Origin of the sequence: Dorea sp. D27 (assembly GCF_001185345.1) — a bacterium.
Lineage (GTDB): Bacteria > Bacillota > Clostridia > Lachnospirales > Lachnospiraceae > Extibacter.
Genome location: NZ_KQ236745.1, coordinates 203,097 through 226,821 on the forward strand (window position 1 = coordinate 203,097; position 23,725 = coordinate 226,821).

A 23,725-nucleotide genomic window follows, 5' to 3' on the forward strand; every position below is an offset into this window, starting at 1 on the left:
TGCTACGGAGGGGGACAGAATGGGTGAAATGCGTAGAAGGCAGAAATGGAAGAGAAACGTATTCGCAGGGCTTATTTATTTTGCTCTGCTAACAGGCATCATTGTAGTAAAAGAGGGTGCGCGCGTTTATCCCGGAGGCGGAGAAGTCGAGATTTTGAAAGATGGCTGGATGTGGGTGCAATCAGATGGTACAGAGGTACCGGTCGAAGTAAGAGACAGGGTAAAGATTGGCAAGGGGGAGCCTCTTATTATCAAAAACCAGATTCCTGAAGAAGGCGGCCATGGCATGAGCCTGAGCTTCTGGAGCACGATGGAAAGCGTAAGAGTGTGGGCTGACGGAGAACTGTTGTATGAATACGGTACGGATACGGATGTGGACAGAATATGGAATCATGTATACATACCGGAAGACAAGGCGGGCAAGGAACTTATCATTGAAAAGATATGTCCATACAGCATATATGCTGGTCAAATCCGTCCCGTGATATGGGGGTATTACCCGGAAATCCAGTATTTTCTAATGAACCGGTACTACCCGGACTATATCATCGGACAGCTTCTTATTCTGTTCGGAGTGTTTCTCATAGCGGCGTCGCTGCTCATGAAAAGCAGGCATTTTCCATTAAAAAGAGGATTATATCTCGGGCTTTTCATACTTCTCATATCAGTATGGATATGCTCAGAAACCAGAATCCCCGTAGATTATTGGGGCATCAATTCGATGAGGCTGTCGTGTACCATATTGATGATTGTACCGATTGTCTATCTGCTTTTCATCCGAGAGCTGACAGAAGGAAGTACCAGGAGAGATTACCATATCGTCCTGTCCATAGCCTGTATAAATGCGGCGGGGGGAATTCTGGTCACATTGCTTGGACTGGCAGACATAGTGGACACGCTCTACCCGACTCATATCGTGATATTTCTGATAGCAGGATTTATCGCTTATTCCTGGGGTAAAGAATGGAAGCGGACAAAACGATACAAGGACGGGTCGTGGTATAATGTCATAGAATTTCTCGGGACGGTGGGGATGATTGTATCAATTATTGCGGAAGGTATCATTTTTTATGTGGACGAATACAGGAGCACTGGTACGTATGTCCAGAGCGCGCTTATCCTCTACATATTGATTTTAACGGTCAGCTTTTTCAAGGATGCGGCGATACAGGCTGATCAGGCAGATATGTTTGCACGTGAGCTGGAAGAAAGCAGGATGAAGATGATGATAAGCCAGATCAGACCACACTTCTTATACAATACATTGCTGGCAATCCAGGAGCTTTGTTATACTGCCCCGGAAAAGGCGGCGGATACAATCGTCACATTTGCCGATTACCTGAGAAGCAATATGAATTTTCTAAAAGAGGAACCGCTGGTACCTTTTGAGAGAGAACTAAAGCACGTGGAGAATTATATGGAGATTCAGCAGGTACGATTTGGCCGTGAACTAAAGTTTACGACGGATATACGCTGTAAAGACTTTTACGTTCCGCCGCTGTCTGTCCAGCCCATCGTAGAGAATGCCGTCCAGCACGGAATCAGAGGCTGCCCCGGAGGAGGAATAGTCCGGCTCGTGGTGGAAAACCGGGATGGACGGATATACATCATCACAGAAGATAACGGGGTAGGCCTTGATACTAATCTGCTTGGAAAGAGCGAGGGATTCAGCGCCATGGAAAATGTAGGCAGGCGTATCGAAAAGCTTTTGGATGGAGAGATGGCTGCAGAAAGCAAGATTGGTATGGGGACACGTATTACGATAAGTTTCCCGTATAGAAAGGGGAGGATAGATGAAAGCAATCATAGTAGATGATGAAAAACGGGCGCTGAATCTGATGGCATCCATGCTGTCAGTGATAGAAGATGTGGAACTGGAGGCTGAGTTCCAGAGTCCTTATGAAGCTTTGGATTATATAAAGACACATGGAGAGGGGGTGGATATTCTGTTTCTTGATGTAGAGATGCCGGGGATGGACGGGATATTCATGGCCGGGGAGCTGTTGCGTCTGCCCTGTCCTCCAAAGATTGTATTTGTTACAGGATATGAAAAGTATGCGTATGCCGCCTGGGAGGCCGAGGCGGTCGATTATCTGCTCAAGCCGTACAGACAGGCGGATGTCCGCCATGCTGTTGAACGGTGCAAGAGTTTCAGCAGGGCTGGAACCGCGCACAGAATCGAGGTGAAGTGCTTTCCTGCATTTGAACTATTTGTGGACGGAAGTCCTGTTAAATTTCCAAACAAAAAAGCAAAGGAGCTGCTTGCATACCTTATACATAACAAGGGGAACTGGGTGGAGACAGGGAATATCGTATACAATATTTTCGGAGAACAGGATGAGGAACAGGGTAAGAAATACTATAATGTCGTATCATATCGGCTACGCCGGACGCTGGCAGAGGAGGGCGTCAGCGGGCTGATGGAGGTAGAATACGGCAAATGCAGAGTCAGGACGGAATGCTTCATATGCGATTATTACAGATACCTGGATGGCAGAGAGGAGTTGTTCGACGGAGATTACATGCAGCAATATTCATGGGCCGAGCCTACGGTGGCAACGCTGGTGTCAAGAAAGGAAAAAGTAAATAAAGTACGATATTAGAGGATTTGCCCTTTGGTTGTAAGGATGTTGTAAGGATTTGTTTGCTATAATAATTTGGTACGATAGGTACATTAGGAGTGAATTATAATTGATAAGCTGCAAACAGGTGCTTATAGATGCCGCGGAAAAGAATGTACACTAGTATTTCCACGTGTTTTTTATGTATTTTCGTAATAATACAACCTGATTATAGTGCAACAAAATAAGCCATCTGCCGTGTGGAATATCATGAATTCATTCTAAAGTTCTGACATTCCATATGGCAGGTGGCTGTTTTTAAGAAAAAAGTCAGAAGTTACGTAGTGAAATGGCAGGGAAGGATGGTAAGAAATGAGAGAAGCAAAGAGAAAAAAGAGGCGGCTTGTAACCGTGGTAAACATTCTGCTGTGTGCTATATTGATACCTGTTATTCTCATAAATGTTGCGGTTATCATTAATTCTTATGTGCATCCTGAAGAAATACCGGGGCTGTTTGGAATCAAGCCGGTAGCGGTTCTTTCGGGTTCCATGGAAGACACTTTTAAGACCGGGGACTTGATATTCATAAGGAAGACAGATACAGCATCTCTCAAAGAGGGGGATGTCATCTGCTATCTAGAATCCGGTCAGGCAGTGACGCACCGGATTGCCAGGACGGAGTCAGGCGGTGACGGAGGGACGAAGTACATAACAAAAGGCGATGCCAACAATGCGGAAGATCAGAAGGCAATAGAACCCGGGCAGATTCAAGGCATATGGACCGGTCTGCGGGTAGGGGGGATGGGTAATTTTGTCCTGTTTCTTTCCAGCACCACGGGAATGATCGTGTTCATCGTATGTCCTGTAGTTCTATTTCTTATAGGGGATATTATTCTGCGATGGCGGACGGACAGGAAAGAAAAATCGCGGGCAGATAAGCTGGAAGCTGAACTTGCAGCCCTCAAGGCTCAGCGCGGGGCAGATAACTAAGCGCCTGACTGATGCAGATAGATGATAGATTGTATGCAGTGCCCCGGCTTTTGCAGACACAGTGCAGAAAGGGCATTACATAAAAAGCCGGGTCATGTGCCCGGGCAAAGTTAAGTGCCGCGGGCACACGGGAACCGTGCATTACATTTGTTAAGGCTTGATTCCCTTAAAATAACAAGGAAAGTGAGGAAGTGATTATGAAGAAATATTCAGGACGTTTAGCGGCCGCGGCAGTGGCGCTCACTCTTGTGTCGACCTGCCTGCTTGGCGGTACGATGGCTAGGTATACGACCACCGTGGAAGGAAAGGGGACGGCGACAGTGGCAGACTGGCAGTTCAAAGTAAATGAAGAGACAGAGAACTTTACGGTTGCATTGGAAGATGGGTCTGGGACGACAGCTGACGGCAAATTAGTGCCGGGATCTGAAGGCTCGTTCGAGATACGTATTGACGGTACCGGCAGCGAAGTTGCCATTGATTATGAAGCTGTATTTTCCAATATAAAGAACAAGCCGGCTAATTTAAAGTTTTATTCAGACAGCGCATATGCAACTGAAATTGCGGATTTAAGCGCGTATCAAGATGTTAAAGGCACTATTGAGGCGGACGCGGCTGATAAAAAAGCGACTCATACCATTTATTGGAAGTGGCCTTACAACGACAGTACTGCAGATACCGTGCCGGCAGAGAAGAGCATGACTTTTGACATAGCAGTAACCGGAACGCAGCAGAATCCAAATCCACCGGCTCCTTAAGAGTCAAGCCTCTCCCGCTGTGTCCGGGCAGAGCATTCCAGGGCCTCGGCCCTGGGCAAAGAACACCTTGAAAAGTGTTCTTTGCCGAAGGCCGAAGAGACTAATGTAAAGGAGTTTACATATGCAGGAACATTTTAATATAACCGCTCCTTTACCGGGGACTTCAAAGAAGAGAATGTTGGTAAAGGTGCTGGCCGTGCTGGCATTCCTTGCACTGGCGACATCGTGGCTTGTCGGCTATATGCTGGGTAAGAATGCAGTGCCGAAATCATCCGGCAGGATTATCGATACGATATTACTTACCCCGGCCCAGGAGGAAGTGCAGCCGCTGCACCTGACCGGACAGATTGTCCACCCGGATGGCACACCTTACGCGGAAGGAAGGGTGCAGCTCCACAGCGATGTAAAGGAGACGGTTACGGACAGCGTGGGCCGGTTCGCATTTTTCAATATAGCGCGAGGCAGACATACCATCAGCGTGATGGATGAGCAGGGAAAGATACTGGCAGAAAGCACGCTGGACTTGTCTGACGCACCAGAGAATACAGGAGCCAGCATCAACAAAGAAAAAGACGGCATGTATACTGCCGAGATTGCTGTGGATGTCCGGCTTTTAGAGGTTGTCGTCGAGCTGAACAGCCGTTCCGGCATGCTGGATATCAATCCTGATAAGCTGACTTACGTAACGGGCAGGGGAAGTGTCGTGACCCCTACCGGAGAAGCCTTCTACAGAGAAGGAACGGTGGTGACTCCCTGTGGTACGATAATCACTACGGACGGTATAATCATTGCCCCGAGCAGCGTGGGACCGCTTGGCATCGCGGTTGTCTCGACAGATGAAAGCATAACATATCCGGATAAGAAGACGACACTGACAGACGGTACGGTGATTACGAACCAGGGAACGGTTGCGCTGCCCAATGGTTCTGTCATTACGTTAGCCGGCGGCACGGTCATTACAGCCCCGGACGGGAAAGAGATGAGGCCGGGAAAGAGCGGAGTAATCATATCAGGCAGTAATACGGTGAAACCTATCGGACCGGAGACAGGGAGCAACGGTAAAGCGGGACTGAATGCTGACACGGATGGAGGGGGCGGCTCTGCAGGGGCGGGCAGCCGGGATAATGCATCATCCGGTTCTCAAGGCGGAGGAGATAGCTCTGATACTCCGGGGCCGGGCGTTCCGGATACACCTGAAGTCCCGGATACGCCCAATATCCCGGATACCCCGGATATCCCGGAACCGGACGAAGAGCTTCCGGATTTTGAAGTGAGCTGGACGCAGGGTGCGGACATCGATTTGTTTGCCAGAAGGACGGACGGCAGCAGAGACGGAGATGAGATACGCCCGGGCTCCAAAGGGTACTATCCGTTTACACTTAAAAACGGCAATTCCTTTGCAATAGATTTTGATATGTCTGTCAGGGAAGGGAGTCTGCATATTCCGATGCGCTTCCGTGTTGTTGATGCCGACAGTGGAAAAGAAGTGCTGTCCGGATGGGGGAATACAATGAAGAATGCTGTGTCGGCCAGTGAAGCAGTTCGTCTGCCAGCAGGCGAAACCGTCAATTATAACCTGGAATGGGAATGGCTGTATGAAGGCGGAGACGACGCGGCAGATACGTTGGCAGGAACAGATGAAAATGGCGTATATGCCGTAGAGCTCAGGATTCATGCTGAGCAGGCCGCCCGATAGCAGATGGCAAGGAGACGGGAACGATGAGAAAGCATTTATCAAAATCAAGGATAATGGTATACTTGCTGCTTGTTACAGTGGCAACCCTGCTCGTACTGTCCATGACTTACGCCCGTTTTACGTCCGCAGTGGACGGGAACGGTAAGGCAGCATTGGCTGTGTGGGAGTCACAGAGCGATGCACTGACGATAGATGTGGGCGGGATGAAGCCCGGTACCGTCAAAACATATGAATTTTACATAACAAACAGCAAGGACGGCGTCACGAGCGACGTGGCCCAAACCTATACATTCACTGTAGAGTCGACGAATAACCTGCCACTTGCATATCAGTTATCCCCTGTCGGGAGCAGCACGGCGGGGACAATGATTTTGGAGCAGAGTCTGGATATGTCGCAGGGCAAGAGCAGACTGTCCGGCGGCAGGCTGCCTCATACGACAGCAGTCAGACATGAATATATTCTGAAGATTACCTGGCCGAAAGGACAGACAGCAGCCGGGTATGCGGATGAGATTGATATGGTTACGCTGACGGTTGATGCGGAGCAGGATAAGACAGTGACGCCATAATTAAGAAAATCAGAAGGATAGAATATCATAGGGAAGGAACAGACGGTATGGAGAATGAGCAAAAAGGCAAATCTGACGCAGAGAGGAGGCGTCTTGGACTGGCAACGGCAGTAGGGGTCGTGGTGGTGCTGCTGGCGGGCATTGTCATAGCCCGGTACGTGATGCACCAGAGCCAGAGGGGAATTCTGTCTGCACAGGACTTCTATTTTGCGAGTAATTTCCTGAAGGAGAGTAGAGAGGACTATTATATTGATCCGCAGGCGGGGAAGTTTGAGATACAGCTTTATAATTTCGCAGATGTTAAGCGAGTTTCGACGGAGGATATCAAGTACAAAGTTAGTGTCAGCTCCGGGGGAACTGCAGATAAGACAGAGGGAACGCTTGCAAAAGGCGGAAAGAGAATTGAGACTATTGCTGTCAGTCCAGATGCAGGGACAGATGAGATAGCCGTCACGGTACAAACGACTGCGCCTTACGAGAAGGAGCTTGCCGCCACGTTCCATCTTCAGTCTGGAGATAGTTACACGTTAGAGAATAAGGCTGGCGATACGGCAGCTGTACTGGATATGATCTGTACAGATCATACGGCGGGCAGGAAGGTGACGTTGAAGCTTCCAGAGGGAGTGGTGCCGGATGCCACGGATGACAGCGTGTCGCGTTCAGGAGGGGACTTTATCTATACGTTTCCGGAAAATGGGTTATACTCTGTTGTTTTGCTGAAATCAAATCCAGAAATGGACGGAGAAGTTACGGCCCAAACGATATTTTCGGATGAGATTGATCTGCGGAGCATCTTCAAATAGAAAATGATACAATGTGTGGGCATATTTATCATACAGGAGGAGTTACCATGGGCGTAAAGCATCACAATACAGAAAGGAAAAGGAAAGAAAGAGGTCCCGGCTGGCGCTGGACGGCAGTTCTTTTAGGATTCTGCCTGTTCCTCGGACAGGTAAATATGGATTCGATGGTTTCCTATGCGGAAGAGAAGGGCCCTGTAACCATCCAGGTGGGAGAGAATGTGACTGCACTGCTGGAGGATGGAAGACTGACACTGTCAGGGCAGGGGGGCACGAAGGATTTTACAAAGGAAGATGCTCCTTTTACGCAGTATTCAGCGGACATCAGACAGCTTGCGATTGAAGAGGGGATAAACTATATTGGTTCGTACCTCTTCTATGGGCTTGGGAATCTCTGCGGAGATTTGACTCTGCCAGCCAGCATTACAGGATTTGGAACGTGTGCCTTCTCTGGCGGCAGCGCGGATTGTGCGCCTTCATTTTCTACGATTGTCAATAAGGCTCAAAGCATACAGGATATCGAATCTCCGGAGACGCTTTTTTACAGAAGCCGGACAGGGACATATTCCTGTGCTGCAGAAAATACTTCTTTTATAAAGGCAGCACTAGCGGCAGGGTATATATCTGGGGATGCTGCAGGCAAAGATGGCGCTGATGATGCCGAAAGAAGGGATGGGGCAGCCGGACAGCCGGAGGCAGCTGCATATGCCGCCGGGGATAGTGTGGCAGCAGAGACAACGCTCTATGTCAGCCAGTCAGGGGGTGATGACAGTACGGGTGACGGAACCGAGGCAAAACCGTATGCAACAATGGATAAGGCGGCTTCGGTTCTGCCTGCTGACGGTACGGCGGATACGAACGTGCTTGTTCTGATGGATGATTATCAGCTGGAGCAGACGGACGCAGATAAGGACTTCATGAAAAACAATCCAAGGCATGTGACGATAAAAGGCATTTCAAAGGATATTAAGATTGGCTTTCATATATTTAACGACAACGATTTTAATACAGAGAACAATTTTATCAATCTGTTCGGTAATATTTGTTTTGACAGTATAATGATACATCAGATATCGCATATATACGGAAACGGCCATGACATTACGGTGAACAGCAGCGTGACAAATAAGGGGGATATATATCTGTATGGTGGGGGAAGGTCAGACATCAATAATGGCGTTGGTAAAATAAAAGTGTATGGGGGGTCGTATTCCAGAATTATTGGCTATGTCAGAAGCTTTGCCGGTGGATTAGATGCACAGGGGACAGAGGCATCTATTACCGTGGGTGGAAACGCGTCAGTATCGTCGATCGTAGGAGGACTGGCCAACGGCGCAGTGAATAACGGAAATGTAGATATAAGCATAGAAGGAGGAAGAGTCAATGCAGTCTGCGGTGGGAACCAGGGGTATCAGACGTTAGATGCATCCTTCAGCGGCAGGACGCGGATCAATGTGTCTGGAGGAAAGGTGGAAAATATTTATTCCGCAGGATCAGGCAGAGATCAAAGCATACCAAACTATAAAGGGAGCATATCGGTCAATGTTACGGGTGGTGAAGTGGGCAGCCTCTATGGCGCCGGCTCAGCAGCTTATGTGACTTCAGGAAGTGATGTCACATCTGACATAAACATGCATATATCCGGCAATGGGAAGGTTAAGAACATATATGGTGCAGGCGTGGGGGGAGACAGCACGGTAAAAAAGAGTGGGTCGGCAGAATTCAGCGGAAAGCCGGAGGATTTTGGAAGCGTAACCGGTAATGTTGACATAGTCGTAGGCAATGCCGATACATCTGGCAATACCGGGCCTGTAGTCGATAATATCTATGCCAGCGGCCAGGGATACGCCGTATCCGGACTGACATATGAAACAAAGGAGAATGCCTACCTTAGGGGAAGTGCCAAAATCATTCTGAACAATGGTACGGTCGGCAGCATCTTTGGAGGAGGGGCTGGAAAAACGGAATCCGGTTATGAGAACTGTGCGCGGGTGGCTGCCGGTACGGACGTCTCTGTTCATATCAATGGAGGTGTCGTGACGGGAGACGTCTATGGCGGCGGACAATACGCGAAGACAGAGGCGTCTACGTCAGTAAACGTAACAGGCGGAACTGTAAAAGGGAATCTGTATGGCGGCGGCTATCAGGGACCGGTGGAAGGCAGCACGGCAATCAATATCGCCGGAGGTTTGGTGGAAAAGTCTGTGTATGGAGGAGCTAAGGGAAGTGAAGACTCTGTTCTTGTATCCGTACAGTCAACTATCAATATGACGGCCGGCACTGTAAATGGCAATATCTACGGAGGCAGCGAGGTAAGCGATAACGGGCCGGAAGGAAATACAGATGACCGGATATTTGTCAACCTGGTCGGCGGATCGATAGACGGCAACGTGTTTGGCGGAGGATACCAGGGTATTGTCAACGGCTCTACCCATCTGCATATCGGCAAGGATGCCATTAGCAAGTGTGCCTATTATAGCTCACATACAGGCGAGCAGCCGTCGCTGGAGATAACAGCAGACCTGTCTGTCGGAGGTTCGGCCTATGCAGGAGGCGATTATGGCGGCGAGGATTATACTGCCGTTACGGTTGCTGGCACATCCCACGTATATATTGACGGGACGGAATATGATACGGGACAGGGGAATGGCAGGGCGGACATGAACATCAGAGGCGGCGTGTTCGGCAGCGGGGCATCCTGTGACGCGGGCAAGACCCGCCTCGTCACGCTGGATCATTATGGCGCGGCTAAGAAGGATGCCGATGGAAATATTGTCGGTGCGACCCGTACGCTCACAGCCGTGCAGCGGGCAGACCGTGTAGTGGTACATAAGTCACATGTAGAGCTGTCCGGGCAGTCTGATGTGGCGAATGTCAATCAAACTGCAAAGTATTCACTGAACAGAATCGGCAATCATGGGAATTCATCAGTGCTTGGAGCATTAGGAAACAGTCTTGTACTTCAGGAGGGAAGCACTTTGATACTTGACTCCGATGTTCTGGAAGTGGCAAATCTAAGGAGCATAGATGCGTCCGGGACTGTGGTAGATACAGACGGGCTTACCGCTTCTCCGAATACGATATCGTTCTCCTCAGGTACAGTATTCCGACTGTCCTATACAGATTTAGATACGGATAAGGAGACCTACGGCGGAGTATACGGCCATGCTTATATGGCAGTCGCAGATACGTCGGTTGCATATGCCTATGCCCGGTCGAAGACGGGTGAAGGTGAAAATGACGGCGGCTTTGTATCCTTGAAAGACAACAAGGAGCTGGCATATACAGATGTCAACGGAATGTACCGCTATTGGAAGATATCAGGAAGTGCCGCGAGCGCTGCCCGAAATACGGTACTGACGGCGATAGAGCTGAAAAACGGCGAGGCAGGTTACGGAGCCGATGGATATTCGTCCGTGGCTGGGATAATTGAACTGCCGCCTGCTGAGAAAGGTTCAGATTACACAATCAAAAGCATTACCCTGCCTGGCAGAGTTTCGCTTGTAGATGCCGCGAAAGACAAGGCAGATGGCGGCAGATGGCTAACAACTGAATCTAATACGACAGCCGGAAGCGAAGTGGATCTGGCCGGACAGAAAAAGAAGATAGATGAGAATCCCCTGTCTGCTTTTGGTCTGTATATGGGATTTGGAGATGGCTTTCCGGCAGGAACCGGCAAGGTTATCTCTAACGAGTCGGCCCAGCAGGGAGGAACGAACAATATTATAGGCCAGACAGTTACGTATGAAGGGGAGGATATCATACCACGGATTACCTTCTGCCTGACATATGCTAATGACAAGATTACGGCCAGCCAGAATCTTGGAGATGTGGAAGTGACGATGTCACGTTCTGTTAACGGCAAGGAAGAAGAAACGACGACTATGAAAGTGGAGATTGTTACAAAGGCCGGCAGCCTGTCTGAGCAGACGATAAATCTTTATGCCGCGCAGAGTGGCAGCTATACCGGGAATCTTATCATTCCGTCAGGAACATCCAGAAACTTAAGCCTGGCAGATGTACAGACAGGGGAGGCCGGCGAACTCGTTCAGGCAGAATCCACACTCGGCGGCTGCAAGTATTCTATTACCATGCAGCCTGTGCAGTCGGGGGGCTGGAACAGTTCGGGCCTGATGAAAGACGCCTTTGATCTGGCGGCATATATGTCCGGGGCCAGTATTCCTATCGGTGTAACTGACAGCAGGTACGAAGCGTCTGTTGCATTTTCAATTAAGAATTCTCCGAAGTTTACTGCTAAAACTTTGGACGTGATAACTTTGACATTACATGACAGCAGCAATAACACGGATATAAAAGTGACACTCAATATACACTGGAATGCTTCTATTGTGAAACATGTAAAGATATCACAGGGAAAGCAGTACAACAGTACAGCTGCAGATGCCAGCGCTGCCATTGCTCGTAATAGTGCAGTCACTGCTTCGTATGAGCTTGAATTTGCCGGGACAGAACAGGCGGCAAGGATATGGCTTGAGATGCAGGATCCGAATGGAATCAAAGTGGATATTCCTGAGGGAACGAAGATTACGCTGAAGAAACGCTCCAGTTTCTACGTCTATGAAACCGATGGCGGGAAGAAGGATAGAGTTATGCTGTCTGAATTTACGGAAATGTGGAAAACCGGAGGTCCTGGTAATGTCAATTCGGGAGATACTCTTACTGTTATCGTAGACTTTTCTGCTTCCGGAGGACTGGCAGACGGCGGATACAGTCTAAGGCTGAAAAACGAGACGGGGGCGGATTCTTCTGGAGCTGCTTTTACCGTTGGCTCATCAGAAGCGGCAGTCAGCTTTTCTAAGACAGGCGAAACCGGGCTGTCCAGAGGAGAGCATCATTTTATGCTTTGCGTGGAAGCTGGGTATGACACACGGTATAACGATGGAGCGGCAGCGATGATATCCCAGCCCGGCGGCCGTTTTCCGGAAGGGACGGTATTTAAATGCGGCGGCAGGACGTATCATCCTATCGGGGGATATGTATATGTACCTCTCGCATTATCTGAGGATGGATGCTGTGAGATTGTGATGGATACCGGCAGCTCTGACGGACTGGCTCCGGGGAATTATACGCTGACGGCGAATGTGTTCCCGGCAGGACTTCAGGCCGGAGGCGCGGTACCTTCCGCCATAGAGAAGACCGCGGAATACACAGTCAGCGCCAATCCGGAATATGGAATTGCGGTTGCGCTTTCCGATGGACAGGACAGAAGCGTAGAGGCAGGACAGACGGTAGAATTCGACGTACAGTATGCTGTTACAGGGGTGGCCGGAGCTTCCGTTGAGGTAAGTCTGCAGAAGAAGAACGGCGGAACATACGAGTCGGTACCAACCTGGGAGGCCAGTGGCAATGAAAGTGCAGCCGGATCCGGCATGCAGAAGATCAGGGTGAAGATACCTGAGGAGGTATCCGGCACGTATCGGCTGAATTTTAAGCTGGGAGACGAGACGGCACCGTATAATGTAATTGTCTATTAAATATAAATTAAATATCCCGTAGTGCAGAGGCAGTTTTCCTATTGCATTACGGGATATTTTTGTTCATTGTGAACCGATTCTTTTTACAGATGAGAATGCCTTCCGACTGGAGCTTGCTTATCTCGTTAGAAAGGGCGCTCCGGTCTACGGATAGATAATCCGCCAGCTGCTGGCGGTTAAAAGGGATTTCAAATGTGGGGCAGCCGTACTTTAGTGACTCTGCAGACAGATAGGACAGCAGCCGTTCCCTTATGGTGCGTTTCGTGAGATGTTCTATCTTTTTCGTGAGTATTACATTTTTCGCGGCGATAGCAGCCAGCAGATTCTGTATGAGTCTCGTGTGGGAGGTGCAGGCTGAGGTACAGGCTGTCAATATTCTTCTGATGTCGAAGAACATTACCTCAACATAGGAATCTGCCACTGCACTTGCCTCAATCGGCATATCTGGCAGGCAGGCATATGATTCCGCAAATATCGTTCCCGGGAGGATTTCTGATAGGATGGAGCGGTTTCCCCAAAAATCCTCTTTTATGATCAGGACAGAACCAGATAAGACCATCCCGAGAGAGACAACGGGGTCGCCCGACCGGATAATATAGGAATCTTTGTCGTATTTATGAATTTTTGCAGACAGGCAGCTCAGCATATAATCTATCTCCTGTGAATCAATTCCGCTGAACATTTTTGTATTCTGAAGCAAAGGTATATACTTATTCATCATAATAATCCCCTATTAAACTCTGGAATCGATATGGGCTTGCTAAATAGAAAGCCTTGTACGGTTTTGACGCCATATTTTCTTAAAATTTCCAGCTGCTGTTTATCCTCAATTCCTTCGGCTATTAATTGAATGCTCATTTCATCACACATTTTTGCCATGGTTCCAATAATTATCTGAGATCTTTTATTTGCGATAATGCCTTTTACAAAGCCTTTATCAATCTTTAATACGTCAAATTTTACCAGTGAAAGCAGCGCCAGATTTGAGCTCTCTACCCCAAAATCATCCATCGCGACTTTGAATCCGGCGTTCCTTATTTGATCTATTCTTGTTACCAACGTCTCTAAATCCGTACAGCTGGAGCTTTCGGTGATTTCTATCTCCAAAAATTCTCTTTGTACGTGATATTTGCTGCTGATAGCTTCAATCTTATTTACAAAGCCATCATCCATGAATGTAATCTTTGAAAAATTGCTTGAAATCGTAATCAAAGAATTACCCTGCTGCTCCCAGGCGCTTAGATTTTTACACACTTCTTCAAAAACATAATAATCGATCTTGCTGATGAAGTATGTTTCTTCTAATACCGGAATAAATCTGTCAGGTGTTATGATGGAGCCATTTTCATCCTCGTAGCGAATCAGTGCTTCGGCCCCGACAATCCTGTAATCTTCTACATCTATCTTGGGCTGCAGATACACTTTGAAATTATGGTTTTTTATATGTTCCATTAATACATCAGGTGCGGCCAGAAATTTCAACATATCATTAGTATGTCTGTAACGGGCAGTTGTATGATGACCTTGATAAAATCTCTTTTTATCGGCATACATCATTTCATCTGCAGCTTTTATAATGTCCTGTATATGTGAGGATTGTCTATTCCACTTACATCCTATCGCGATTTGACATTTGCTGTTCTCAAAATCATTCTTCAATAGCTGGACGCTGTCATAAAAGCATTCCTCTGTGATATCCACATATATGATTACGAACTCATCACCGCCGATACGGTAAAGATAGTTCGATGATTCTCTGCTTTTCATGATACCGGCGCATTCTTTTATCAGATCATCTCCCGCATCGTGGCCAAACGAGTCATTGATTTCTTTCAGTCCGTTGATATCTAAAAAGACGACACCGACAGAACTTTCACATGTTTCAAGTTCAGAAACATCCTGGATAAAACGATTCCTGTTATAGAAAGAAGTCAATTTGTCTACCTGGCTTAACTCAAATAACATCTTTTCATTTTCGTTTCTCTGCATCGTGAGGGAGAGGAAATACTGGATAGTCTGCATAAATGGAACAGCTGTTTCGGCCATATCTAAATCTTGATTATCCAATCCTATGGATCCGTTTACTTTTCCATTCTTCATTAACGGGACCCAGACTATATTCCGTATGCCCTGCTGTGAAAGCAGCTCATAGCCGGTGTGAAATGTATCCTTTAAATCCTCTATATCGTTGATAACAACCTTCTTGTGCTTATCCAGCTCATCAAGCCATACTTGATAGTCACCTATCGGTATATTCTGCAAATGGTCAATCTCCGGAGAGATGCCTTCCTTACACCATTCTGCGATATTTGAATAATAATCGCCATGAAATAAGAAAACATAGGAGCGTTCTGCCGAAAACAATGTTCCGATATATTCCAGAACCTTAGTCATGGCGATTTTAATATCCCGGTTATCATAGAGCTCCCTTACACATGCAAGGCGGATTTCGTCTCTCTCAAGCCTTCTTTGCAATTCTTTTTTTTCTTCATTGGCTTCTGTGATATCAAAGGCAATCTCCATTCTTGCTATGCGCCCGTCCCATTCTATCAGACGGTCTTTTAGCAGGTAATGCTTGTTAATCACAGGGTTCGTATACTCCCAGGAATATGTTTCATCCACTTTTAGAAGCTGGTTAGTACAGAAGGGGCATGGTTCATCAAATCCCTGTAATACTTTATAACATTTTAAATCTGGCCGGCTGTCGTCAATATGAAAGATTTTCTTACCTGCTTCATTGACGAATAGCAGATCATATGTATTCATATCTGAAACATACATTAGTTCTGATATTTCATTCATAGGTGCCAGCAATTCCTGGGCCCTTTTTGATAACTGTTCACTCCTTTTTATATTTTCATTTTCAGCTGCAAGTAATTTCCTCTGCCGTTTTTGCTGATAGAAGGTAAAAACTGAGGATCCGAGAGCCATCACGATAAATATGGAATTCATTATAATCAATGTATGTCTTGCATTCTGTACTGTCTGCTCTGCATAAGCTTCAGCTGTAAATACCGTGTCATCTGCTAATTCGAAATAATCTTCGCTCAGTTCATAGAGCTGGCTGGCAGAGGAACCATCCCGATAGCCTGCTATCTGCATCTTGATATCTTCCCAGTCCTCTTTCATCTCGACTAACATGGACTGGAATTCATCGCATTCAAGCCTTCTTAAATCTAATTCATCGCTTCCGTCTGAAAGTCCGGACAAAATATTATCCAGGCGCTGCATCAGTTCATCATCAGGCACATGGTTCAGCTCCTTTTTTATAAGCCGCTGTGTCGCGCCGCGGACGATACCGATATAATTGATAACTCTGGCATTCCCCTGTAAATCGTCGATTAGATTTAATGACATCAATGCTGTGAAAACCAGTGCAACGCATAAAATAACGGGAACAAAGATACCCCCCAATTTTGTCCATATTTTTCTCATACTATCGTTCTCCACATTTCTATTGACTAACAATCAAATTAACTTCATTATACAACATCACGGTACGCAAGTATAGCAAAACTGCGAACTTATCGGACAGGCCGGGTACCGCTGCAATGTTAATGACATTGTCATATTGGCAGCGTTGGGATATAATAGAATTTAATTCTTTAAAAGGAGATAAACGTTAATGAAAAAGCTGTTTTTGGTCGAGGATGATAAGGAAATTGCTAAAAACCTTGCCCGCCTGCTGCGCTCTGAAGGTTTCTTGGTCAGCCATGCCCCTACGCAGAAAGAAGCTGCCGGAATAATTGCGGAGAATAAATTCGACCTGGCTCTCGTCGATATCTCTCTGCCTGATGGCAATGGCTTTGCAGTCTGCACAGAAATCAAGCAGACGCAGGACATCCCCGTTATCTTCCTGACGGCGTCAGGCGATGAGGCGAGCGTTGTTACCGGGCTCAACATGGGGGCGGACGATTATATCACCAAGCCCTTCCGCCCGCGTGAGCTGGTTGCCCGGATAGAAACTGCCCTGCGCAAATCCGGGCGTGCTCCTTCCGCGTTTGAAATCTGCGGGCTGTCTGTAGATACGGCGAGTGGAATAGTAAAAAAAGGAGGCGGAGAAGTTTTCCTATCCGCGCTGGAATACCGACTGCTGCTCGTTTTCATCAACAATCCCGATGCCATCATCACACGGGACAGGCTGTTGGACGAATTATGGGATGTTGCCGGCGAATTTGTCAATAATAATACACTGACCGTATATATCAAGCGGCTGAGGGAAAAGATTGAGGACGATCCCGCGCGTCCGCGCATTATCCTGACTGTCAGGGGCATGGGATACAGGCTGGGGGGCGGCTATGTTTCGAAATAGAGAGATTCGGCAATTCGCCATCGTGTTTTCTATAATAACCACAGTTTCGGCTGTGGCTGGGTATGCTGTCCGTCCGTCCGCCGCAATATTGGCGCTTGCTTCTGCCGCAGCCTTTGGGATTGCTTTTTTCGTGTTTACGAGAGCCCGGTACAGAAGCATTGCGCAGGTCTCGGATCAGATTGATCTTGTACTTCATAATGCGGATCATCTGTATATAAGTGATTCAGAAGAAGGCGAGCTCTCCATTCTCCAGAGTGAAATTACAAAAATGACGCTGCGTATCCGGGAACAGAATGAGGCACTGAAAAGAGAGAAAAACCATCTTGCGGAGTCTCTCGCCGATATCGCCCACCAGCTCCGTACCCCGCTCACCTCCGCGAACCTTATTCTGTCCCTGCTGAAACACAACCCGGAAGAAAAAGAACGGAAAGCTCTGCTGCGGGAGGCGGAGGAGTTGTTTATACAGATGGAATGGCTCATCACTTCTCTGCTGAAATTATCCCGTCTGGATGCAGGCATCGTAGTGTTTCAGAGTGGACAGGTAGACGTAAACAGCTTGATCAGTGCTGCGCTCCGCCCGTTTCTGATATCAATGGAGCTGCACGACATCCGGGTACAGACAGACATACCGGAAGGGACGATGATTTCAGGTGATTCGGGCTGGCTTTCGGAAGCTGTCCAAAATATACTGAAAAACTGTATGGAAGGCGTGGGTGATAATGGAAAGATAGAAATTGCCTGTGAGGAAACCCTTCTATTTACTGAAATAACAATACGCGACAGCGGCGGGGGCATTGAAAAAGAAGACTTGCCCCATCTCTTTGACCGGTTTTACCGCGGAAGGAATTCCAGCGCTACGGGCTATGGTATAGGACTGGCTCTTTGCAAGACGATCATTACCCGGCAGGGAGGAACGGTAGCAGCAAAAAACCATCCTCAGGGCGGGGCTTTCTTTTCAATCCGTTTTCCAAAGTGACGAAACAGTCACCGAAAAGTCACGAAGATGTAAGGGTGTTGTTCTAATATATGGGTATGTTCAGGGCTGGCGGTGAAGACTGGCAGGAATCTGAACAGACATATAAAAGGAGGCTCATGTTATGGGATTTTTAAAAGTTGCGGATTTGTGTAAGGTGTACGGCAAAGGGGAAAATCAGGTTACCGCCTTGAACCATGTCTCTCTTACGATTGAAAAAGGGGAGTTTACCGCAATCATCGGTTCCTCTGGCTCCGGCAAATCTACATTGCTGCACGCTATCGCCGGTGTAGATGTGCCGTCGAGCGGAAAAGTGTATCTGAACGGACAGGATGTGTACGCGCAAAGTAATGAAAAGCTTGCTGTGTTCCGCAGGCGGCAGGTCGGGCTCATATATCAGTTCCACAACCTCATACCTACTTTGAACGTGGTGGAAAACATAACACTACCGATTCTGATGGATAAGCGGAACGTGAACAGGGAACGACTGAACGACCTGCTGGAACTGCTCGGCCTGCAAGGCAGGAGAGCGCATCTGCCCAACCAGCTATCTGGAGGCCAGCAGCAGCGTGTCGCTATCGGGCGTGCCCTGATGAATGCCCCCCAGGTCTGTCTGGCAGATGAACCGACAGGCAGCCTGGACAGCCGTAACGGGCAGGAAATCATACGGCTGTTGAAGGAGAGTAATAAAAAATATGGGCAGACTTTGATACTTGTCACTCACGACGATAACATAGCTATGCAGGCAGACCGGATTATTGCCATTGCCGATGGAAAAGTGGTACGGGATGAGAGGCAGGTGGCGCGGTAATGAACATCTTTCATAAAGCAGCCCTGCAGGGGCTGAAAAAGGGCCGTGCCCGAACATTCGTAACAATTATAGGGGTGGCTTTGGCGGCGGCTATGATTACCGCGGTCGCTACATTTGCCGTATCGCTGCAGAACTATGTCATAAATGGAGCAATTGTAAAGTACGGAGACTGGCATGTCGCATTTCAAGATACAGATTATTCTTTTGTAAAGAAACAGGCAAAAGACAGCAGAACCGCAAATGTAGCGTCATATGAAAATGTTGGCTATGCTTCGCTTGAAGGCGGGGAAAACCCGGATAAGCCATATCTATTTATAGCAGGTTTTAATAAGGAGACTTTTGATACCCTGCCAATCCAGCTGATTTCAGGAAGGATGCCGAAAAACAGCGGGGAAATCCTTGTACCGGCACATGTTGCCGCAAACGGCGGCGTAAAGATATCGGTTGGCGATACACTGGCTCTTTCCGTGGGAACGAGACAGGCCGAAGGGGAGACGCTGAACCAGCATGACCCGTACAGCGCCGGAAAAGAGACATTGTCCCCCGGCCCGGAAAAGACGTATACCGTCGTAGGTATCTGTCAGAGACCGTCATTTGAAGAGATTTCCGCTCCGGGATATACGCTGATTACTGCAGCGGATCCGGCAGCTTTGTCGGACAGCTTCAGCACGTTCGTCACACTGAAGAATCCTGCTGAGGTCCACTCATATGCGGAAGGCGCCGCCGATGGACATGATGCCGTCCTGAACGATGACGTGCTGCGGTTCATGGGATATTCAGATGATAAGCTTTTTAATGCACTGCTCTATTCAGTTGGAGGCATTTTGACCGCTCTCGTTATGCTTGGTTCCGTGTTCCTCATATATAATTCCTTCAACATATCATTAAATGAACGTACGCATCAGTTCGGTATCCTTATGTCAGCCGGGGCCACGCAAAAGCAGCTGCGCAATTCTGTACTGTTTGAAGGGCTCTGCATCGGAGCGGTCGGAATCCCTCTCGGCATGCTGATAGGCATTCCAAGTATCAAGCTCGTACTTTCACTTGTGGCAAAGAATTTTACAAACCTTCTGTATGACAATGTACAATTGACTTTGAAGGTATCCGCCCCGGCTCTTGCAGCGGCAGCGTTTACCAGCCTGGCCACGATTCTCGTTTCAGCATATATTCCGGCCCGGAAAGCAGCTGCGATGCCGGTGATGGAGTGTATTCGCCAGACAAATGAGGTGAAGGTTGAAGCGAAAGCTGTCAGGACATCCAGATTCATGAGACGCATATACGGTTTAGAGGGAATGCTTGCATCGAAGAACTTTAAGCGGAATAAGCGGCGGTACCGTAGTATTGTCCTGTCACTAACGTTAAGTGTCGTGCTGTTTGTATCGGCAGGATCCTTTCGGACCTATCTGGCACAGATGGGCGAGCAGTCGGCGGTGGACGTAGACGGCGATATCTTGTTCTATACGAAAGATATGAAGGAAAGTGACCTGTTCCGGCTCTATGACAATCTGAAAGCTGCCGATGGGGTCACCAAAAGCACCTATCAGGCGCTCTCCACCTATACATGCAAGGTCAACAGACGTGATCTTACCAAGGCTTTCTGGGACAGCTACGGGGAGTCGGCCGGATTAGATGCGGCAGATGAAACGGTAGACCTGCTGATGGATGTACAGTTTATTGAAGATAACATATACGAGGGCTTCATCGAAAGCCTTGGTCTGTCCGCGGCAGAATATGCAGGACAGGATGCGAAGATGATTGCCGTAGGTAAAAAGACTGCGCATACCGATATGTTCAAAAGCCGCTCGATGGAATTTACACTAACCGTTCCATCCGGGGGAGAGACAAAGACGATTCACACGACATTTGTAGATACGTATCCTTTGGATCCTCCACCGGTGGATCCGTCTGAAGTGAAGGGATACAGCTTTATGGTAGTGGCTCCTTATGAGATGAAGCCTCAGTTTGACACGCTGGGCGCACCTGAAAAGCTGGACCTGACGTTTTGGTCCGACAATGCGGGGAAGTCTGTGGAGCAGATGAAAACGATGCTCGACGGGGCGGGCATCACTTCCGGGTATACCTTGTATAATGTCCATCAGATGCTTGAGGAGAATAGGAACATATTATTTATCGTCAATCTGTTTACAGCCATTTTTGTCATAATGATGACACTCATTGCTGTGGCCAATGTATTTAATACTATATCTACGAACATCAAGCTGCGCCGGCGGGAGCTTGCCATGCTCCGTTCTGTAGGGATGTCAGACCGTGATTTCAATAAGATGATGCGTTTTGAGTGTGCACTTTACGGATTCCGGACTATGCTATTCGGTCTGCCTGCCGCGGGGATTCTGTCCTGGCTCATCTATAAGGGGATGGAGGCCGCCGGCGGACAGGTTAAGTTTGTATTCCCGTGGAGCAGTATCGGAGCCAGCATACTTGGCGTGTTCTTTGTCATATTCATAACGATGTTATATGCCGTGAGCAAGATAAAGAAAGAAAACATTATAGATGCGCTTCGGGATGATATGATTTGATTCTGCTCCGGCAGCTGGACAGGGATGGATATGAGGATAAAGCGAAGAAAACGGGACCGCGTAAGAAACGGTTTTAAAAGTACAGAACAAACATTCGAGTTTGCTCTGTACTTTTTTCATGCCATCTGATATAATCTTATCTAGTTGCAGGAATAATACATGTAATTACAAATGCATTCATAAAGGAGGAACTTTCGTGGATCATTTTGAATTAGTATCTGAATATAAGCCTACCGGCGATCAGCCACAGGCTATAGCTGAGCTCGCTGCAGGTTTTAAGGAAGGAAATCAATGTCAGACGCTTCTCGGCGTCACCGGCTCGGGTAAGACCTTTACCATGGCTAATGTTATACAGGAACTGAATAAGCCGACATTGATTATCGCGCATAATAAGACGCTGGCAGCGCAGCTTTACGGAGAGTTCAAGGAATTCTTCCCCCACAATGCGGTGGAATATTTCGTCTCTTATTATGATTATTACCAGCCGGAGGCTTATGTACCATCTTCCGACACATACATCGCCAAGGACTCTTCCATTAATGACGAGATTGACAAGCTCCGCCACTCTGCTACGGCAGCCCTGTCTGAGCGCAGGGATGTGATTATCATTGCCAGCGTGTCCTGCATCTACGGCCTGGGCAGCCCGATCGACTACCAGGAGATGGTAATATCCCTGCGTCCGGGCATGATAAAGGACAGGGACGATATTATAAGGAAGCTGATAGATATCCAGTATGACCGCAATGAGATGGACTTTAAGCGTGGCACGTTCCGGGTACGGGGAGATGTGCTGGAAGTCATTCCGGCAATGAATGACTGTGACGTTTTCCGTATTGAGTTTTTCGGAGATGAAGTAGAGCGTATCACGGAGGTAGATGCGCTGACGGGAGAGATAAAGAACGAACTGAACCATATTGCAATATTTCCCGCCTCTCATTACGTAGTATCCAAAGACAGCATGGAGCGGGCGGTAAAAGACATAGAAGTGGAACTGGAAGAACAGATTCGGTATTTTAAGGGAAAGGGAAAGCTCCTTGAAGCGCAGAGAATCTCTGAGCGGACGAATTTTGACATAGAGATGATGCGGGAGACCGGATTCTGCTCCGGGATAGAGAATTATTCAAGGCATCTGACTGGTCTGGCTCCGGGGCAGCCGCCGCATACGCTGATAGATTATTTCCCGGATGATTTTATTATGATGATAGATGAATCTCATAAGACAGTGCCGCAGATTGGCGGCATGTACCACGGCGACCAGTCAAGAAAGTCTACGCTTGTAGAATACGGGTTCCGTCTGCCTTCGGCTAAGGACAACAGGCCGCTCAGCTTTGACGAATTCGAGAGTAAGCTGAACCAGGTGATGTTCGTCTCCGCCACACCGGGCCGCTATGAAGAAGAACATGAGCTTCTGCGGGCCGAGCAGGTCATCCGTCCGACGGGGCTTCTGGACCCTGAGGTGGAAGTGCGGCCGGTGGAAGGACAGATAGACAATCTGGTCGGTGAAGTGAATAAAGAAGTGGCTAAAAAGAACAAGATACTTATAACGACGCTGACAAAACGTATGGCAGAAGACTTGACGGACTATATGCGCGAACTTGGCATACGGGTAAAGTATCTGCATTCTGATATCGATACGCTGGAGCGGACCGAGATTGTCAGGGATATGCGTCTCGATGTGTTTGATGTGCTCGTAGGTATCAACCTGCTGAGAGAAGGCCTAGATATTCCGGAGATTACGCTTGTAGCGATTCTGGATGCGGACAAAGAAGGCTTCCTGCGTTCTGAAGTATCGCTGATTCAGACCATCGGCCGCGCGGCCCGTAACTCGGAAGGACATGTAATCATGTACGCGGACAAGATGACCGACTCCATGCGTCTTGCCATTGAAGAGACGAGACGCCGCCGGCAGATTCAGATGAAGTATAATGAAGAGCATGGCATCACGCCTCAGACGATTCAGAAAGCTGTCCGCGACCTCATCAGTATCTCGAAGAAAGTAGCTGCAGAAGAGATGCGTATGGAAAAAGACCCCGAATCTATGAGCAAGAAAGAGCTGGACAAACTTATAAAAGAGATAACAAAGAGAATGAAGACCGCGGCGGCAGAGCTGAACTTTGAGGCAGCGGCAGAATTGCGCGATAAATTAGTTGAATTAAAAAAGATATCAGAAGATTTATAAAATTTCCATAGGGGTCAGACCCCTGTAGTATAAAGGGGTCAGACCCC

At 47.9% G+C, this 23,725-nt stretch carries 15 protein-coding genes; 13 read left to right on the forward strand and 2 right to left on the reverse strand.

Features of this window, described 5'->3' with window-relative positions; translation table 11 throughout:
- The first annotated feature begins 19 nt into the window (after positions 1-19).
- The 8 genes from HMPREF0980_RS12225 (at position 20) to HMPREF0980_RS12260 (ending at position 12,866) form a co-directional block, all read left to right on the forward strand.
- A complete protein-coding gene (locus HMPREF0980_RS12225) occupies positions 20-1,816 on the forward strand; it encodes a sensor histidine kinase (RefSeq protein WP_049729375.1) in 1,797 nt (598 codons plus the stop codon).
- Positions 1,794-2,603 carry a response regulator gene (locus HMPREF0980_RS12230; RefSeq protein ID WP_049729376.1) on the forward strand — a complete coding sequence of 270 codons (810 nt, stop codon included), beginning with the start codon at positions 1,794-1,796 and terminating at the stop codon, positions 2,601-2,603. The genes HMPREF0980_RS12225 and HMPREF0980_RS12230 overlap by 23 nt, the downstream gene beginning before the upstream one ends.
- A 330-nt stretch (positions 2,604-2,933) precedes the next feature.
- Positions 2,934-3,551, forward strand: a complete 618-nt coding sequence (locus tag HMPREF0980_RS12235) for a signal peptidase I (RefSeq protein WP_049729377.1) — start codon at positions 2,934-2,936, stop codon at positions 3,549-3,551.
- 197 nt (positions 3,552-3,748) lie between these two features.
- Positions 3,749-4,306, forward strand: a complete 558-nt coding sequence (locus tag HMPREF0980_RS12240; protein WP_049729378.1) for a hypothetical protein — start codon at positions 3,749-3,751, stop codon at positions 4,304-4,306.
- A 121-nt stretch (positions 4,307-4,427) separates the two neighbouring features.
- Entirely contained in the window at positions 4,428-6,002 is a 1,575-nt protein-coding gene (locus tag HMPREF0980_RS12245) for a hypothetical protein (protein ID WP_049729379.1), read from the forward strand.
- Between the two features lie 23 nt (positions 6,003-6,025).
- Positions 6,026-6,571 (forward strand): hypothetical protein, encoded by a 546-nt coding sequence (locus HMPREF0980_RS12250; RefSeq protein ID WP_049729380.1) that lies wholly within the window; start codon positions 6,026-6,028, stop codon positions 6,569-6,571.
- A gap of 47 nt (positions 6,572-6,618) precedes the next feature.
- Positions 6,619-7,374, forward strand: a complete 756-nt coding sequence (locus HMPREF0980_RS12255) for a hypothetical protein (protein WP_049729381.1) — start codon at positions 6,619-6,621, stop codon at positions 7,372-7,374.
- Positions 7,375-7,421: 47 nt separating this feature from the next.
- On the forward strand, positions 7,422-12,866 hold the full coding sequence (locus HMPREF0980_RS12260; RefSeq protein ID WP_049729382.1) for a hypothetical protein: 5,445 nt from the start codon (positions 7,422-7,424) through the stop codon (positions 12,864-12,866).
- A gap of 46 nt (positions 12,867-12,912) precedes the next feature.
- Here HMPREF0980_RS12260 and HMPREF0980_RS12265 read toward each other — a convergent pair whose 3' ends face one another.
- Together HMPREF0980_RS12265 and HMPREF0980_RS12270 are read right to left on the reverse strand one after the other, a co-directional pair.
- Positions 12,913-13,584: a Crp/Fnr family transcriptional regulator gene (locus HMPREF0980_RS12265; protein WP_049729383.1), complete on the reverse strand. Its 672-nt coding sequence runs from the start codon at positions 13,582-13,584 to the stop codon at positions 12,913-12,915.
- A complete protein-coding gene (locus HMPREF0980_RS12270) occupies positions 13,584-16,301 on the reverse strand; it encodes a sensor domain-containing phosphodiesterase (RefSeq protein ID WP_049729384.1) in 2,718 nt (905 codons plus the stop codon). Before HMPREF0980_RS12270 ends, HMPREF0980_RS12265 begins: the two co-directional genes overlap by 1 nt.
- A gap of 190 nt (positions 16,302-16,491) precedes the next feature.
- On the opposite strand from HMPREF0980_RS12270, the gene HMPREF0980_RS12275 reads away from it, so the two are divergent.
- The 5 genes from HMPREF0980_RS12275 to uvrB all read left to right on the forward strand — a co-directional run bounded on the left by HMPREF0980_RS12275 (position 16,492) and on the right by uvrB (position 23,678).
- Positions 16,492-17,178, forward strand: a complete 687-nt coding sequence (locus tag HMPREF0980_RS12275) for a response regulator transcription factor (RefSeq protein ID WP_049729385.1) — start codon at positions 16,492-16,494, stop codon at positions 17,176-17,178.
- Positions 17,165-18,154 (forward strand): sensor histidine kinase, encoded by a 990-nt coding sequence (locus HMPREF0980_RS12280; protein ID WP_049729386.1) that lies wholly within the window; start codon positions 17,165-17,167, stop codon positions 18,152-18,154. Before HMPREF0980_RS12275 ends, HMPREF0980_RS12280 begins: the two co-directional genes overlap by 14 nt.
- A 121-nt stretch (positions 18,155-18,275) precedes the next feature.
- Positions 18,276-18,962, forward strand: coding sequence for an ABC transporter ATP-binding protein (locus HMPREF0980_RS12285; protein WP_049729387.1), 687 nt, complete (start codon positions 18,276-18,278; stop codon positions 18,960-18,962).
- A complete protein-coding gene (locus tag HMPREF0980_RS12290) occupies positions 18,962-21,499 on the forward strand; it encodes an ABC transporter permease (protein WP_049729388.1) in 2,538 nt (845 codons plus the stop codon). Before HMPREF0980_RS12285 ends, HMPREF0980_RS12290 begins: the two co-directional genes overlap by 1 nt.
- Positions 21,500-21,695: 196 nt before the next feature.
- The gene (gene uvrB, locus HMPREF0980_RS12295; RefSeq protein WP_049729389.1) at positions 21,696-23,678 is read left to right on the forward strand and encodes an excinuclease ABC subunit UvrB; all 1,983 of its coding nucleotides are present in this window, start codon (positions 21,696-21,698) and stop codon (positions 23,676-23,678) included.
- Positions 23,679-23,725: the final 47 nt, after the last annotated feature.

Coding starts and splice junctions, on each gene's coding strand:
- HMPREF0980_RS12245 (WP_049729379.1), top strand. CDS start 4,428: ATGCAGGAACATTTTAATATAACCGCTCCTTTACCGGGGACTTCAAAG.
- HMPREF0980_RS12275 (WP_049729385.1), top strand. CDS start 16,492: ATGAAAAAGCTGTTTTTGGTCGAGGATGATAAGGAAATTGCTAAAAAC.
- HMPREF0980_RS12255 (WP_049729381.1), top strand. CDS start 6,619: ATGGAGAATGAGCAAAAAGGCAAATCTGACGCAGAGAGGAGGCGTCTT.
- HMPREF0980_RS12230 (WP_049729376.1), top strand. CDS start 1,794: ATGAAAGCAATCATAGTAGATGATGAAAAACGGGCGCTGAATCTGATG.
- HMPREF0980_RS12290 (WP_049729388.1), top strand. CDS start 18,962: ATGAACATCTTTCATAAAGCAGCCCTGCAGGGGCTGAAAAAGGGCCGT.
- HMPREF0980_RS12240 (WP_049729378.1), top strand. CDS start 3,749: ATGAAGAAATATTCAGGACGTTTAGCGGCCGCGGCAGTGGCGCTCACT.
- HMPREF0980_RS12260 (WP_049729382.1), top strand. CDS start 7,422: ATGGGCGTAAAGCATCACAATACAGAAAGGAAAAGGAAAGAAAGAGGT.
- HMPREF0980_RS12280 (WP_049729386.1), top strand. CDS start 17,165: ATGTTTCGAAATAGAGAGATTCGGCAATTCGCCATCGTGTTTTCTATA.
- HMPREF0980_RS12235 (WP_049729377.1), top strand. CDS start 2,934: ATGAGAGAAGCAAAGAGAAAAAAGAGGCGGCTTGTAACCGTGGTAAAC.
- HMPREF0980_RS12265 (WP_049729383.1), bottom strand. CDS start 13,584: ATGAATAAGTATATACCTTTGCTTCAGAATACAAAAATGTTCAGCGGA.
- HMPREF0980_RS12225 (WP_049729375.1), top strand. CDS start 20: ATGGGTGAAATGCGTAGAAGGCAGAAATGGAAGAGAAACGTATTCGCA.
- HMPREF0980_RS12285 (WP_049729387.1), top strand. CDS start 18,276: ATGGGATTTTTAAAAGTTGCGGATTTGTGTAAGGTGTACGGCAAAGGG.
- HMPREF0980_RS12270 (WP_049729384.1), bottom strand. CDS start 16,301: ATGAGAAAAATATGGACAAAATTGGGGGGTATCTTTGTTCCCGTTATT.
- HMPREF0980_RS12250 (WP_049729380.1), top strand. CDS start 6,026: ATGAGAAAGCATTTATCAAAATCAAGGATAATGGTATACTTGCTGCTT.